Consider the following 14601-nt stretch of genomic DNA (forward strand, 5'->3'; position numbering starts at 1 on the left):
CCGTCACACCCCCAGTTGCTTCGCGATGAGCTCGTTCATGATCTCGGTGGTGCCGCCGCCGATCCCCAGGATCCGGGCGTCGCGGTAGTGCCGCTCCACCTCCGTGCCGCGCAGGTAGCCGAGCCCGCCGTGCAGCTGTACGGCCTGGTCGACGGCGCTGTCGCAGACCTCGACGGCGGTGTTCTTCGCCATCGCCACCTCGGCGACCAGTGGCTCGCCTGCGTTGATCCGGGCCGCTACGTGCCGGACGTACGTGCGGGCCACGTCGATCCGGCGGGCCAGGTCGGCGATCCGGTGCCGGACCACCTGCCGGCTGGCGAGTGGTCTGCCGAACGTGTGTCGGTCGGACACCCAGTGGATCGTCAGGTCCAGGCAGCGCTGCGCGGTCGCGTACGCGCTGACGGCGAGCGAGATCCGCTCGGTCGCGAAGTGCCGCATGAGCTGGGCGAACCCGGTGCCCTCCGGGCCCACGAGGTGGCTGGCCGGCACTGTCGTGTCGGTGAAGGCCAGCTCGGCCGTGTCGGAGCAGTGCCAGCCCATCTTCTCCAGCCGGCGGGTCACGGTCGGGTGGTCGATGACGAGCAGCGAGATCCCGTTGTCGGTCTTCACGGCAGTCGTGACGAAGTCGGCCCGGGCGCCGCTGGTGATGTACGTCTTCGAGCCGTTGACGACGAAGTGGTCGCCTGTGCGGACCGCCCGGGTGCGGATCGCCGCCACATCGGAGCCGCCGTCGGGCTCGGTGACGGCGAGCGCGCCGATCTTCTCGCCTTGTAACGTTGGTCGGACATATTGGTCGATCAGCGCCCCGTCGCCGCTGTCCACGATGTGCGGCAGCGCGATGCCGTGCGTGAACAGGGCCGCGACCAGTCCCGACGAGCCGCCCGCCAGGATCAGCTCCTCGGTGACGACGATCCGGTCGCGCAGGTCCCCGCCAGAGCCGCCGACCTCTTCGGGGAAGCCGATACCGAGCAGCCCGATCCGCGCCGCTGTCCCGTGCAGTTCGCGGGGAACCTCGCCGGCCCGCTCCCAGTCGTCCAGGTACGGGCTGACTTCGTTGTCGACGAAGCGGCGGGTCAGGTCCCGCAGCGCCCGCCGCTCCGGCGTGCCGAAGGGGTCGTTCACAGCAGTTCCTCGGGCACGATCTCCTCCGGTATGTCGACCAGCCGGGAGCGCAGCCACTCGCCGAGCGCCTTGGCCTGCGGGTCGAACCGGGTGGACGCCGCCACCCCGCGCCCGAGCAGCCCGTGGAGGACGAAGTTGAGCGCCCGCAGGTTGGGCAGCTCGTACCGGTCGATGGCGAGCGCGTCGGTCTCCGGCAGCAGTTCGCGCACCCGCTCGACGGTGAGGAAGTCCCGCAGCCACCCGTACGACCGGTCGGTGCGCGCCCAGACGCCGAGGTTCGCGTCCCCGCCCTTGTCCCCGGAGCGGGCCCCCGCCACCGTGCCGAGCGGCACCCGGCGCGTCGGACCGGTTGGCGCCGCCGCCGCGCCGTGGACGGCGGGCGGGGCGCTCTCCGTGCCGACGATGGGCGGGGGAGCGATCGGCACCCGTTCGCCGGACGGCAGCACCGCCGTGTGCGGCACGTCGGACTGCGGCACGAACTCGGCGGTGAACACCCCGACCGGGGTGGCGTCGCCGGGCGGCCCGGTCAGCGTGAAACCCGGGTACGACGCGAGCGCCAGCTCCACCGCGGCCTGTGAGAACGCGCGTCCGGCCCGGCGGGCGTCGCCGTCGGTGATGTGTACGTGCAGCAGCGCGCTCGCCGCCTCCTCGGTGCCGGCGTCCGGGTGGTCGGTACGGGCGAGGGTGAACTCCAGCCCGTCGGGGCCGACCGCGTCCTCCAGCTGGGCGCGGGCCAGCGCCGCCTTGGCCTCGATGGCCAGGCCGCACAGCACGAACGTCATGGCGTTGCGGTAGCCGGCCAGGGTGCTCACGCCCACCTTCAGCGTGGGCGGGGGAGCGCTGCCCCGGACACCCTCGATGCGTACCCGATCGGGGCCGTCCTCGCGGAGCCGGATCGTGTCGAAGTGCGTGACCACGTCGGGGCCGACGTACGCCGGCGCCCCGATCTCGTACAGCAGTTGGGCGGTGATCGTCTCAGGCGTGACGGCGCCGCCGGTGCCCGGGTGTTTGGTGATGACGGCGGAGCCGTCGGAGTGGAGTTCGGCGATGGGGAAGCCGGGCCGGCGGCCGGAGTCGGGCAGTTCGGTGAAGAAGGCGTAGTTGCCGCCGGTCGCCTGCGCGCCGCACTCGAGGACGTGCCCGGCGGCGGTCGCGCCGGCCAGCGCGTCGAAATCGTCGCGGGACCAGCCGAAGTGCGCGATCGCCGGCCCGACCACGAGCGAGGCGTCGGTGACCCGTCCGGTCACCACGATGTCCGCGCCGGCAGCCAGGCACTCGGCGATCCCGAAGGCGCCGAGGTAGGCGTTGGCCGTCAACGCACCGGGAAAGCGCGCCGTGACGTCGTCGCCGTCGACGATCCCGATCTTTGCATCCGGCCGCAGTGCCTTCAGCGCCTTCAGCCCCTCGGCGAGGCCGAACGGGTTGAGGCCGCCGGCGTTCGTGACGACCTTGACGCCCCGGTCGAGCGCCGTGCCGAGGCACTGCTCCATCTGGCGCAGGAACGTCTTCGCGTACCCGGTTCGGGCGTCCTTCGCGCGGTCGCGGCCGAGGATCAGCATGGTCAGCTCGGCCAGGTAGTCGCCGGTCAGCACGTCCAGCTCACCGCCGTCGAGCAGGTCACGCCAGGCGGTGAAGCGGTCGCCGTAGAAGCCGGAGGCGTTGCCGATGCGCAGGGTGCGGGTCATTTCGCCGGCTCCCGGATCACGTCGACCAGTTGGCGCTTCCACACATCCAGTAGCTGCTCGCGGCGGCGCGAGTCGTCGCTGAGCAGGTTGGCGACTCCGAGTCCCCGGAGCAGGTCGAGGGTCGCCTGCACGGTCTCCCGTACGCCCGGTCTGGTCTCGTCGGCGCCCAGCAGTTCCACGGCGAGCCGGTGCATCTCGCGCCCGACCCGGGCCTCCAGCGGCACGAGCGCCGCTCTGAGCTCGGGATCGGTACGACCGGCCATCCACACCTCGAGCGCGGCCACGAACAGCGGGCCGGTGAACGCGGCCGCGAGCAGGTCGACGACGCGGTCCACCCGGTGTTCGAGGTCGTCGGCGTGTGGGCCGCCTGCGCTGTCTCCCATCGCGGCGGAGGCCTCTGCCCGGATCTCCGCCGCCCGCCGCTCGGCCAGGTGCGAAACGGCGGCCAGCACGAGCGCCGTGCGGGTGGGGTAGTGGTGCAGCTGGGCGCCGCGCGAGACGCCGGCGCGCTCGGCGACGACCGCGGTCGACGTGCCGGACCAGCCGAACTCCACCAGGCATTCGACGGTCGCCTCGAGCAGGCGCTGCCGGGTCACGCGGCTGCGCTCCTGCTGGGGAGCGCGGGTGGCGGTCACCCGACCAGCCTCGCCAGCGCGAAACAAACAGTCAAGACTGATTTTTTTCAGGACAGGTCATGGCGCGGTGGCGGCTGGGCGGAGACGCGGTGGTGGTCAGGCGGAGACGCGGCGCGGCGGGGTCGGCGTTTCGGTGATCTCCCGAGCGACCGTGCACGCGTCCGGCGTGGGATCCAGGTCGTCGATCCGGGTCGCGAGGCGTTGCAGGATGGTCCGGAACGTCGCCCGGTCCGGGTCGTCCAGCGACCCCAGCAGGTGCTCCTCGGCCTGCCGGAGCCGTTCGGTCAGCCGGGCCAGGATCTCCTCACCATGGCCGGTCACCGCGATGCGTCGGGCGCGCCGGTCGGTGGGGTCCGGTCGGCGCTCGACCAGGCCGGCCCGTTCCAGGTCGTCCAGTAGGTACGTCATGACGGTGCGGTCGACCCCCAACTGCTGGGCAAGGGCGAGCTGGGTGCCCGGTCGGCCGCCCGCCGCCGAAGCCAGCACCTGGTAACCCCGGGGCCCGCCGGGCACGTCAGCCAGCACGGCGTTGGTGACCTTCAGGTAGGAGCGGAAGACGACGCCCAGCGCCCAGCCCAGATCCGCGTCGAGAGCGCCGCACACGCGTGCGGCGTCGTCGCAGGGGGTGGACGTGATCTCGGGCACCATCCGTCCATGTTAATCGGATCGGGGAATGAAGGGCTGTTAGACAGATGTTCTGTCTGACAGATTATCTAACAGGCAGCACACCTCTCGCCCAAGGAGCTCCCTTGACCCTGTTCCGTCTTGACGCCAGCGTCCGCACCAACGGCTCGTACTCCCGTGAAGTCGCGGACACCGTGCAGGCCGCCTGGCAGGCCGAGCATCCGGACGTCCCGGTGATCCGCCGTGACCTGGGGGTCGATCCCGTACCCGCGCGCGCATGGATGAGCCTGGTCGGCGACCCCTCGACCGCTGAGGAGCGGGAAGAGGCCGCCGCGCTGGCCACCTCGCTCGCCGACGAGCTGGTCGGAGCGGACGCCTACCTGTTCGCGGTCCCGCTGTACAACTACGGCGTCCCCCACCACGTGAAGGCGTGGATGGACGTGATCCTCACCGATCCGCGGCTGGGGCCGTCCGGAGACCGGCCCCTCGCCGGGCGCCCCGCGGTGCTCGTGGTCGCCCGGGGCGGCGGCTATGGCCCGGGCACTCCCCGTGAGGGCTGGGACCACGCCACCCCGTACCTGAAGCGCATCTTCGCCGACGTCCTCGGCCTCGACCTGCAGGTGGCGGAGGCCGAGCTGACCCTTGCCGGCGTCAACCCCGCCATGGCGGAGCTGCGCGGGCTCGCCGAGCAGTCGCTGCGCGACGCGCACGAGGCGGCGCGCGAGCACGGCCGGACGATCGCCTCGCGGACCGGTGCCGCGGTCTGAGTCGGACGGGCCGGTGCCGCGGTCTGAGTCGCGCGGACCGGTGCCGCGGTCCGAGCCGGGCTACTGCCGAAAAGCGGTCTGAACCGTACCCTTGCCGAAAATGCGAAGGCCGCCGCGATCCGATCGCGGCGGCCTTCGCCTGTTGGTCGGGGTACGGGTCAGACGCGGGCCCGGCGCGCGAGGCGCTCGGGGTCCAGAATGATCACGCTCTTGCCGTCGAGGCGCAGCCATCCACGCGACGCGAAGTCGGCGAGGGCCTTGTTGACGGTCTCCCGCGAGGCGCCGACGAGCTGGGCCAGCTCCTCCTGGGTCAGGTCGTGGGTCACCCGCAGCACGCCGCCGTCGCGGGTGCCGAACCGGCCCGCCATCTGCAGCAGGTTCTTGGCCACCCGGCCCGGAACGTCAGTGAAGATCAGATCGGCGAGCGCGTCGTTGGTCCGCCGCAGCCGGCGCGCGAGCACCCGCAGCAACTGCTCCGCGATCTCCGGTCGGTTGGTCAGCCACGGCCGCAGGGCCGTCTTGCGCAGCCGAGCCAGGCGGGTGTCGACGACCGCGGTCGCCGTCGCCGTCCGCGGACCGGGGTCGAACAGCGACAGCTCGCCGACCATGTCGCTCGGGCCCATCACCGCGATGAGGTTCTGCCGACCGTCGGCAGCCCGCCGACCAACCTTGATCTTGCCGGAGAGCACGATGTACAGGCTGTCGCCCGGCTCGCCCTCGCTGAAGACCACCTCGCCCTTGCGGACCTCGACGGTGTCCATCTCCTTGACGAGGACATCCGCTGCCTCCGGGTCCACACCCTGGAAGATCCCGCTCCGGGCAAGTACCTCGTCCATGCGTCACCTCTGTCGCTCAAGAGTGCGTCGCCGGTGGGGGTGTTCGGCAACGCCTGCTGCGAGCCAGTCTAGGCATACCTACCAGTAGGTATGCCATCCACCCGGCGCAGGGTAGGCGCCCGGCATCGGCAGCATATCCGGTCGTGGGCCCGGCAATTGTCCACCACCTGGTCAAGCCAGTACTGATTTCGGACAGTTAGCCCGCTTTTGTCGTGCGCGGCTCGTTCGCCGGTCCACGCGCCCGCGCACCTGCCGTGCCGACAACGGTGTCGTGCCGACAACGGTGTCGTACCGGCGACGTAGGCTGCGAGCCGTGGCCGGTCAGGAAACGGAGCTGGGGCGCAAGCGGCGTGCCCGGCGGATGGCGCGAGTGCTCGCGGAAGTGCACCCCGATGCACATTGCGAGCTGGACCATGGCAGCCCGCTCGAGCTGGCCGTGGCGACGATCCTGTCCGCGCAGTGCACCGATCAGCGGGTCAACGAGGTGACGCCGAAGCTGTTCGCCCGCTACCGGGCGGCTGCGGACTACGCCGGCGCCGAGCGTGCCGAGCTGGAAGAGATGATCAAGCCGACCGGGTTCTTCCGGAACAAGGCCGACTCATTGATCAAGCTCGGCCAGGCGCTGGTCGAACGGTTCGACGGCGAGGTTCCGCGTACGCTCGACGAGCTCGTCACGTTGCCCGGCATCGGCCGCAAGACCGCCAACGTGATCCTCGGAAACGCGTTCGACGTCCCCGGCATCACGGTCGACACCCACTTCTCCCGCCTCGTACAGCGCTGGAAGTGGACCGCCGAGACCGATCCGGTGAAGATCGAGCACGCCGTCGGCGCGCTCGTCGAGCGGCGCGACTGGACGATGCTCTCGCATCGGGTGATCTTCCACGGCCGGCGGGTCTGTCACGCCCGCAAGCCCGCCTGTGGCGCTTGTGTCCTCGCCGGCGACTGCCCGTCGTACGGTCTCGGGCCCACCGAGTTCGAGACCGCCGCGAAGCTGCTCAAAGGGCCCCGCGTGGCGGAGCTGACCGAGTTGGCGCGGCAGCACCGGGAGGCGAAGGCTCGATGAGCCGGCTGCGTGGGGCGGCCACCGCGCTGGTCCTGGCGGTGCTTGTCCTCGCAGGGTGCACCTCGGAGCCGGCCGGCGGTGGCGCGAACGGCGCGCGGGACGGCGCCGCTACGGCGCCGTCCGGTCCGTCCTGCCTGCCGTCACCAGCGCCGTCCGGAACGGCCGGCGTGTCGTCCGGAACGGCTGGCGCGTCGCCCGGTAGGGCCGCTGATGGGCCCGTGCTCGACCTGACGCTGCCGTGCTTCGTGGGTGGGCAGCCGGTGCGGCTGGGGCGGCTGGGCACCCCCGCCGTGATCAACCTGTGGGCCTCCTGGTGTCAGCCGTGCCTGACCGAGCTGCCGCAGATCCAGCGATTCGCCGATCGGGCCGCCGGGCGGGTACAGGTGGTAGGTGTGATCACGCGCGACCCGATCCGCAGCAAGCCCCAGTCGGTGATCGACGACTTCCGGCTCACCTTCCCGATGCTCTACGACGAGCGGGCCACGCTTCAGAGTCGGATCGGTCCACCGGTGGCCACCCCCACGACGCTGCTGGTGGACGCCCACGGTCGGGTGGCCTACCGGTACAGCGGCCGACCGTTGGACGACGCGACGCTCGCCGGCCTCGTACACCAACACCTCGGGGTGGCGGCGTGAGCGACCGTCGCGACGCGTCGGCGGGGGTATCCGCCCACGACAACGGCCACCGTGACAGCCTGCCGGCGTGGTGGCGGCCGCTCCTGAACCGGCTGGCGCTGGCCGAGGCGAGCGACTTCACCCGCCTGCCCACGCCCGAACGCGCCCGTCGGGAGAGCGCGGTCCTCATCCTGCTCGGCGAGGACGGCGCCGGCGGCGGCCCGGACGTGCTGGTGCTGCAGCGGGCCGACACGCTGCGAAACCACGCCGGCCAGCCGGCCTTCCCCGGTGGCGCGTGCGATCCGGGCGACACCGACGCCGCCGCGACCGCGCTGCGGGAGGCGACCGAAGAGGTCGGCCTCGACCCGACGAGCGCCCGGGTCGTCACCCAGCTGCCGACCCTGTGGATACCGGTGAGTGACTTCCACGTCACGCCTGTCCTCGCCTGGTGGCACAGCCCGCACCCGGTGCGGCCCATGGACCCGGCCGAGGTGGCGCGGGTGGAGCGCCTGCCGATCGCCGAGCTGGTGGATCCGGCCAACCGGCTGCGGGTCCGGCACCCGAGCGGGTGGATCGGCCCGGCGTTTCGCGTACGGGGCATGCTGGTCTGGGGGTTCACCGCCGGGGTCCTGTCCACTTTGCTAGAGATGGGCGGTTGGTCCGTGCCATGGCCGATCGACCGAGTCGAGGGCTTGCCGGGTTCTGGATCCGCACCCGTACGCTGAAGCCGTGCCCGGCACCGTAGTTGATCTCATACTCATCGGTCTGATGCTCGTGTTCGCCCTGAACGGCTACCGGCAGGGCTTCCTCATCGGACTGCTGTCCTTCGTCGGATTCTTCGGCGGCGCCCTCGTCGGGCTGCAGCTGGGACCGATGTTCGCCCGGCACTTCAATGACGATCCCATCCGGGTGCTCGTGTCACTGGCGGCCGTCTTCGGCATCGCCGCGATCGGGCAGGCGGCCGCCGGCTTTGTCGGAGCGAAACTGCGGGAAGCGGTCAGCAGCCCCTCCGCGCGCCGCCTGGACGATCTGGGCGGCGCGTTGGTTTCCGTACTCGCCGTGCTGCTCGTGGCGTGGCTGGTCGCCTTGCCGCTCGGCTCGTCGTCGCTGCCCTGGCTGGCGCGATCGGTCAAGAACTCGGCGATCCTGGGCACCGTCAACGGCGTCATGCCGCCGGAAGCCAACGTACTGTCGCGCCGGCTGCGCCAGACCGTCGACACCCGTGGCTTCCCGGACGTGTTCGGTGCCCTGACCCCCACCCAGGTACGCCAGGTCCCGGCGCCCGACCCCACCCTGGCCAGCTCGCCGCTCGTCCTGAGCGCGCGCAGCTCGGTCGTCAAGGTGCTCGGCACGGCTCCCTCGTGTTCCCGGCGCATCGAGGGGTCGGGCTTCATCTACTCGCCCGACCACATCATGACCAACGCGCACGTCGTCGCCGGCACCCGTGGCAACACCGTCGAGGTCAACGGCGTGCGCCGGTCCGCCCAGGTCGTCGTCTACGACCCCGAGCGGGACCTCGCCGTGCTCTACGTGCCCGGGCTGCGGGGGCCGGTCATGAAGTTCGGCCGCCCCGTCGACAGCGGATCCGACGCAATCGTGCTCGGCTTCCCGCTCGACGGGCCGTACGACGCGCAGAGCGCCCGGGTGCGTGACCGGCGCGAGATCACCGGCCCCGACATCTACAACGCCGGCAAGGTCACCCGCGAGGTGTACACCATCAAGGGGCTGGTGCGCAGCGGCAACTCCGGCGGCCCGATGCTCGGCACCGATGGCTCCGTCCTCGGCGTCATCTTCGCCGCTGCCGCCGACGATCCGGAGACCGGCTTCGCCATCACGGCGGAGGAGGCGGCGTCGGTCGCGCAGGCGGGTCAGGGCCGCACCCAGGCCACGAGCACCGGCAACTGCGCCGATTGACGGTCGCCGCCACGACCAGCGTCAGGACGAGTACGACGAGGCTCACGGCGAAGCCGACCAGTACCAGCCGCGGGGTCAGCCACGGGCGGCCGGCGCGGCTGACGAACGCCGGCCGGGAACGGTCGGCCCGCCCGGAGGCGGACGGTGACGGCTGCGCCTGCGGCGGGAGGAGCGGGTTGCGGCGCACGACCGGTAGCTGTGTGGTGAGCGCCGCGACCGGGTCGACCTCGCCGTAGCCGTACCGGTCGTCGCGGCCCGGCGGGCCGAGGTCGCGGGCCGTGCGGATCAGGCGGTTGACGACGTTGTCGGCGTCGAGGTCGTGCCAGCGCGCGCGCACCAGGGCCGCGACGCCGGCGACCATCGGAGCCGCGAAGCTGGTGCCCTGCACCCGCCAGTACCCGCCGGGGCGGGCGCCGATCAGGTTGACCGCCGGCGCAGTCAGGACGGTCGGTGGACCGGTCAGGGACCCGGTCCACAGCTGGTCGGCGCTGCCACCGACGCCGCCGCCCGCCGCGACTCCGCCGCCGGGCGCCGCACCGGCCTGTGGCGCGTCCGTCAGCCCGGCCACCGCCAGCACGCCGGGTTCGCGCGCCGGATACCACACCTCGGTGAGGTTGCTGCCGGGCGTCACGTTGCCGGTACAGGCGACGACGACCACGTCGTGGTCGGCCGCGTACGCGAGGGCATCGGCGAGAGCGTCGCTGCGGATGCCTCCGCCCAGCGACAGGTTGGCGACCGTGGCGCCGTGGTCGACCGCCCAGCGCAGGCCTTTCGCCACCACCGTCGCGTCGTCGTACTTGTTGTCCTTGTCCAGTACGCGGACCGGCAGGATCTTCGCCCCCGGCGCGATGCCGGCCACACCCGAGTCCTTGTCGTTCCGGCCCGCGATCAGCGCCGCGACCGTGGTGCCGTGGCCGACGAAATCGCGCCTGCCATCGGTGGTGCCGTCGACGAAGTCGGCGCCGGGCAGCACCTGGCCGGCCAGATCGGGGTGGCCGGCATCCACCCCGGAGTCGAGCACCGCGACCGTCACCCCCGCGCCGGTCGAGGTCCGCCATGCCGTCGGCACGTCGAGGGCGCGCAGCTGGTACTGCTCGTCGCGGATCGCGTCGGCGTAGGCGGGTGCCGGTGCGCCCGCGCCCACGACCGCGGCGGCCACGACGCAGGCGACGGCTGCGGAGACCGTACGGGGCACGGCGCGAAGGGTCCGAGGGGGTCGGATCATGGTGGCTATATTGTGGCCGCTCTTCACCCGGTGTGAGACTCCGCCGAACGTTAAGAATTCCTTAGCTCGACGGAACGTGTGCCACCTGGATGAGCCGGGCGCCTTCCCTCCGGGTGACCAGCCAGCCGCGTCCGGGTGGCTGCAACGAGGGGCGGACGTTGCCCAGCAGCGGCCCTTCGTCGCGGTCACCGGACAGGATGAGACCCGGTGAGGACAGCTCGCGCAGCCGCTGGATCACCGGTTCGAACAGGGCCCGACCCGCACCGCCGCTACGCCGCGTCATGACCACGTGCAGCCCGACGTCACGCGCCTGGGCCAGGTAGTCCAGCAGCGGCAGCAGCGGGTTGCTCGGCCCCGTGGCGACCAGGTCGTAGTCGTCGACGAGCACGAAGCACTCGGGCCCGCTCCACCACGAGCGGGTACGCATCTGCTCCGGTGTCACGTCAGCGGGTGGCAGGCGGGTCTCCATGTACGCCGCGACCGACTGCGTCAACTCCTGCGTGTGCGCGGCCGCCGTCCCGTACCCGATGAGGTGCTCGGTCTGCACCGCGCCCAGCAGGCTGCGCCGGTAGTCGACCAGGATGATCCGGGCCTGCTCCGGCGTGAACCGGCTGGTGATCGTGGTCGCGAGCGCGCGCAGGAACGTCGACTTGCCCGACTCGGAGTCGCCGAAGAGCAGGAAGTGCGGCTCGGAATCGAAGTCGACCAGCACCGGGCGCAGGTCGGCCTCGGCGATGCCGATCGGCAGCGACAGCGGCTCGCGTTCGTCGCGGACATGCGCGATCGCCGAGTACGGCACGACCGCCGGCAGCATCCGCACCCGTGGCGCCGGTGCGCCGGTCCAGGCCGCCGCGATCTGCTTGACCAGGTCGGCCGGCTCCCCGCCGGCCAGCTTCGGCAACGCCGTGAGGAAGTGCAGCTGCTCGGCGGTGATCCCACGCCCCGGGGTGCGCTCGGGTACGTTCGCCGCGGCCTTGCGGGAGACCGACGAGTCGCCCGGGTCGCCCAGGCGCAGCTCGAGGCGGGAGCCGAACAGGTCGCGGATCGCTGGCCGGAAGTCCATCCACCGCGACGCCGCGGCGACCACGTGGATGCCGTACGACAGGCCGCGGGTGGCGATGTCGGTGACGACCGCCTCGAGGTCGTCGTACTCGCTGCGCAGCGTGCCCCAGCCGTCCACGACCAGGAACACGTCACCGGTCGGCTGGTCTCCGGCCGCGTGGGTCGCGGTCCGCCGGTAGGTGGCCATGCTGTCCACGCCGAGGGCCGCGAAGCGCCGCTCCCGGTCGGCCAGCAGGGTCGCCACCTCGCCGACCGTGCGCCGCACCGCGGCGGTGTCCATCCGCCCCGACACGCCGCCGACGTGCGGCAGTTCCCGGAGCCCCGACAGCTGCCCGCCGCCGAAGTCCAGGCAGTACACCTGCGCCTCGGCCGGGGTGTGGGTGAGCGCGAGACCCGTGATCAAGGTGCGCAGGGCGGTCGACTTGCCGCTCTGCGGCCCGCCGACGACGGCGACATGGCCGGCGGCGCCGTCCAGCTGCAGCCACAGCAGGTCGCGGCGCTGCTCGAACGGCTTGTCGACCAGCGCGACCGGCACCTGGAGACGGCCGCGCAGCTGCGGGTTGGCCACCGACAGGCCCCGGGCCGGGTCGACCGCGACCGGGCCGACCACCTCGTCGAGGCTCGGTGGGGTGGCCAGCGGCGGCAGCCACACCTGGTGGGCCGGGATCCCCTGGCCGGCCAGCCGGCCGGCGAGGATGTCGAGCAGGCTCTCGCCTTCGGCCACCGGTGCGGCGGGGGCCTGCGGCAGCTCGGGTACGGGCGCGTAGTGCGTACTGAAGACCTGCACCCGGCTGCCGATCCGGCGCCCGTCGGCCGTGGTGTGCTCCCCGGGCCGCCGGTACGGTCCGGACACGTACGCCGCCTTGAACCGGACCAGTGGCTCGGTGCCGGACTTGAGGTAGCCGTGCCCCGGCGAGCGGGGCAGCTCGTACGCGTCCGGGACGCCGAGCACCGTACGCGACTCCAGGGCCGAGAAGGTCCGCAGGCCGATCCGGTACGACAGGTGGGTCTCCAGCCCGCGCAGCCGGCCCTCCTCGAGACGCTGGCTGGCCAGCAGCAGGTGCACGCCGAGGCTCCGGCCGACCCGGCCGATCTGCACGAACAGGTCGATGAAGTCCGGCTTCGCGGTGAGCAGCTCGGAGAACTCGTCGCAGATGATCAGCAGGCTGGGCAGCGGCGCGAGGGGAGCGCCGCCGGCGCGCGCCTTCTCGTAGTCACGTACCGACGCGAAGTTGCCGGCGCGCCGCAGCAGCTCCTGGCGGCGCACCAGCTCGCCGTTGATGGCGTCGACCATCCGGTCGACCAGCGGCAGCTCGTCGGCCAGGTTGGTGATCACCGCGGCGACGTGGGGCAGCTTGTCCAGCGAGGTGAAGGTCGCGCCGCCCTTGAAGTCCACCAGCACGAAGTTCAGCGTCTCGGAGGGGTGCGTCGCCGCCAGGGCGAGCACGAGCGTGCGCAGCACCTCCGACTTGCCGGAGCCGGTCGCGCCGATGAGCAGGCCGTGCGGGCCCATGCCGTCCTGCGCGGACTCCTTGAGGTCCAGCTCGACGGTCTGCCCGTCCCGGCCGATGCCGATCGGCACCCGCAGCCGGTCGCGGTGCGGCCGCGGCGTCCATGCCCGGGCTGGGTCGAACGCGTACGGGTCGCCGAGCCCGAGCAGCTCCTCCAGGCCCAGGTCGCGGCTCATCGGGGCGTCGCTCGAGCGCGCCGCGGCCGCCAACCGCAGCGGCGCGAGGCGTCGGGCGAGCGCCTCCGCTTCCGCCCGCCCGAGCGAGTCGGCCGTGCCGACCTCGCCGGAGTCCTCGGCGGAGAGGGTCTGCAGCCGCCCGCCGGGACCGGTCGGGTCGAGCACGATCATGGTCCGGTCGAGCAGCCGCGGCGGCGGGGAGTCGAGGTCGAGCAGGGTCACCCCGTCCACCCCGCCGTCGGTGGCCAGGTGGGCGCTGCCGGCCAGCTCACCGCCGTCGAGGATGACGACCAGGTGCGGGCCGGTGCTGCCACCGGGGGTGAACCGGGGACGGTTGGCGAGCAGGTCGTCCAGCCGCTGCTCCAGCTCGGCGGCGGTGGTCGCGACCAGGCGTACCGGCCCGATGGCATCCACCTTGGAGGGGTGCAGGTTGTGCGGGAGCCATTTCACCCACTCCCACTCGGCGCGCCGCTCGGGCGCGGTGCACACGGCGATCAGCAGGTCGTCCGGCGCGTGGAACACGGCCAGCTGGGCGATCATGGCCCGTACGAGTCCGCGGGCGGCGTCCGAGGTCGCCGGGCCACCGCCGGGCCGGGCGGCCGACGCGCCGCGCACATAGACCCGCCAGAAGCCGCGTACCGAGACGGCGACCGGCAGGTCGGGAACGATGGAGTAGGCGTCGAGGAAGCGCCGCAGCGCCCCCGCCGTCATCGGCTCGAGATCCTCCAGCGGCCGCGTCATCGGGGGGACCAGCGGGGTGGCCAGGGTCTGCGGCCCCAACCCCACCCGCACGATGCCGAAGTCGCCGTCGCCGGCCCGCCGCTCCCACAGGCGGTGGCTGTCGACGGTCGACCACAGCTGTTTCGGATCCGGGTGCCGGTAGAACAGGCCGGTCCGCTGCCGCTGCGCCGTCTCGCGGACCTGTCTGCGCAGCACCGCCAGGTGGCGCAGGTATTCGCGGCGGGCCGCCATCATCTCGGACTTCTTCGGGCCCGAGTTCGACCACGAGGTGGCGAGCATGCCGAGCGTCGAGACGCCGAAGATGCCGCCGACGATGTACGAGTACGTGCCGCCGCCCGACCCGCGGGAGAACAGCAGCGCGGTCGCGATCGTGCCGGCGAGCATCGGCACCATCTGCAGGAGCTGTTGCAGGCGCGCGTTCGTCGCCTGGGGAATCTCGGGTGGCGCGTCGACGGCTACCTCGCCCGTGGGGATCTCCGGGGCCGGCCGCCGGGGTAGGCGCTTGACGACGACGGTGCTCATGCCGTCACCTCGCCTCCGGTTCGCTCGCTGTGCACGGTCACGGAGGGATGGTAGGCGGTCGATACGAGTTCCGTCTGGCCGGTCGTTCATGGTAGGAGTACCGG

12 protein-coding genes are annotated in these 14601 nt (G+C 72.3%); 5 read left to right on the forward strand and 7 right to left on the reverse strand.

Going from position 1 to position 14601, the window contains the following annotated elements; all coding sequences use genetic code 11:
• Positions 1-3: 3 nt before the first annotated feature.
• From HC031_RS05465 to HC031_RS05480, 4 genes are all read right to left on the reverse strand, one after another.
• On the reverse strand, positions 4-1122 hold the full coding sequence (locus HC031_RS05465; protein ID WP_167924088.1) for an acyl-CoA dehydrogenase family protein: 1119 nt from the start codon (positions 1120-1122) through the stop codon (positions 4-6).
• Complete coding sequence (locus HC031_RS05470) at positions 1119-2807, reverse strand: acyclic terpene utilization AtuA family protein (RefSeq protein ID WP_167924089.1); 1689 nt, start codon at positions 2805-2807, stop codon at positions 1119-1121. Before HC031_RS05470 ends, HC031_RS05465 begins: the two co-directional genes overlap by 4 nt.
• The gene (locus HC031_RS05475; protein ID WP_167924090.1) at positions 2804-3442 is read right to left on the reverse strand and encodes a TetR family transcriptional regulator; all 639 of its coding nucleotides are present in this window, start codon (positions 3440-3442) and stop codon (positions 2804-2806) included. Before HC031_RS05475 ends, HC031_RS05470 begins: the two co-directional genes overlap by 4 nt.
• Positions 3443-3538: 96 nt before the next feature.
• A complete protein-coding gene (locus HC031_RS05480; RefSeq protein WP_167924091.1) occupies positions 3539-4090 on the reverse strand; it encodes a MarR family winged helix-turn-helix transcriptional regulator in 552 nt (183 codons plus the stop codon).
• Positions 4091-4191: 101 nt separating this feature from the next.
• On the opposite strand from HC031_RS05480, the gene HC031_RS05485 reads away from it, so the two are divergent.
• Positions 4192-4833: an FMN-dependent NADH-azoreductase gene (locus HC031_RS05485; RefSeq protein ID WP_167924092.1), complete on the forward strand. Its 642-nt coding sequence runs from the start codon at positions 4192-4194 to the stop codon at positions 4831-4833.
• A 158-nt stretch (positions 4834-4991) separates the two neighbouring features.
• Here HC031_RS05485 and HC031_RS05490 read toward each other — a convergent pair whose 3' ends face one another.
• Complete coding sequence (locus HC031_RS05490; protein WP_167924093.1) at positions 4992-5669, reverse strand: Crp/Fnr family transcriptional regulator; 678 nt, start codon at positions 5667-5669, stop codon at positions 4992-4994.
• A 283-nt stretch (positions 5670-5952) separates the two neighbouring features.
• On the opposite strand from HC031_RS05490, the gene nth reads away from it, so the two are divergent.
• The 4 genes from nth to HC031_RS05510 are packed head-to-tail and all read left to right on the forward strand — an operon-like array spanning position 5953 to position 9260.
• The gene (gene nth, locus HC031_RS05495) at positions 5953-6732 is read left to right on the forward strand and encodes an endonuclease III (protein ID WP_420813603.1); all 780 of its coding nucleotides are present in this window, start codon (positions 5953-5955) and stop codon (positions 6730-6732) included.
• Entirely contained in the window at positions 6729-7367 is a 639-nt protein-coding gene (locus HC031_RS05500; RefSeq protein ID WP_167924094.1) for a TlpA disulfide reductase family protein, read from the forward strand. Before nth ends, HC031_RS05500 begins: the two co-directional genes overlap by 4 nt.
• A 59-nt stretch (positions 7368-7426) precedes the next feature.
• A complete protein-coding gene (locus tag HC031_RS05505; protein ID WP_167924435.1) occupies positions 7427-8071 on the forward strand; it encodes an NUDIX hydrolase in 645 nt (214 codons plus the stop codon).
• Positions 8072-8075: 4 nt separating this feature from the next.
• A complete protein-coding gene (locus HC031_RS05510; protein ID WP_338090491.1) occupies positions 8076-9260 on the forward strand; it encodes a MarP family serine protease in 1185 nt (394 codons plus the stop codon).
• Here HC031_RS05510 and HC031_RS05515 read toward each other — a convergent pair.
• Entirely contained in the window at positions 9178-10485 is a 1308-nt protein-coding gene (locus HC031_RS05515) for a S8 family serine peptidase (protein ID WP_205862324.1), read from the reverse strand. The genes HC031_RS05510 and HC031_RS05515 overlap by 83 nt on opposite strands.
• A 61-nt stretch (positions 10486-10546) precedes the next feature.
• Positions 10547-14497, reverse strand: a complete 3951-nt coding sequence (gene eccCa, locus HC031_RS05520) for a type VII secretion protein EccCa (protein WP_167924095.1) — start codon at positions 14495-14497, stop codon at positions 10547-10549.
• Between the last annotated feature and the right edge of the window lie 104 nt (positions 14498-14601).

The organism is Planosporangium thailandense, from assembly GCF_011947195.1.
GTDB classification, from domain to species: Bacteria; Actinomycetota; Actinomycetes; order Mycobacteriales; family Micromonosporaceae; genus Planosporangium; species Planosporangium thailandense.

Excerpts from the sequence above, each read along its gene's own strand:
- HC031_RS05470 (WP_167924089.1), bottom strand. The coding sequence starts at position 2,807 with ATGACCCGCACCCTGCGCATCGGCAACGCCTCCGGCTTCTACGGCGAC.
- HC031_RS05480 (WP_167924091.1), bottom strand. The coding sequence starts at position 4,090 with ATGGTGCCCGAGATCACGTCCACCCCCTGCGACGACGCCGCACGCGTG.
- HC031_RS05490 (WP_167924093.1), bottom strand. The coding sequence starts at position 5,669 with ATGGACGAGGTACTTGCCCGGAGCGGGATCTTCCAGGGTGTGGACCCG.
- HC031_RS05500 (WP_167924094.1), top strand. The coding sequence starts at position 6,729 with ATGAGCCGGCTGCGTGGGGCGGCCACCGCGCTGGTCCTGGCGGTGCTT.
- HC031_RS05515 (WP_205862324.1), bottom strand. The coding sequence starts at position 10,485 with ATGATCCGACCCCCTCGGACCCTTCGCGCCGTGCCCCGTACGGTCTCC.
- eccCa (WP_167924095.1), bottom strand. The coding sequence starts at position 14,497 with ATGAGCACCGTCGTCGTCAAGCGCCTACCCCGGCGGCCGGCCCCGGAG.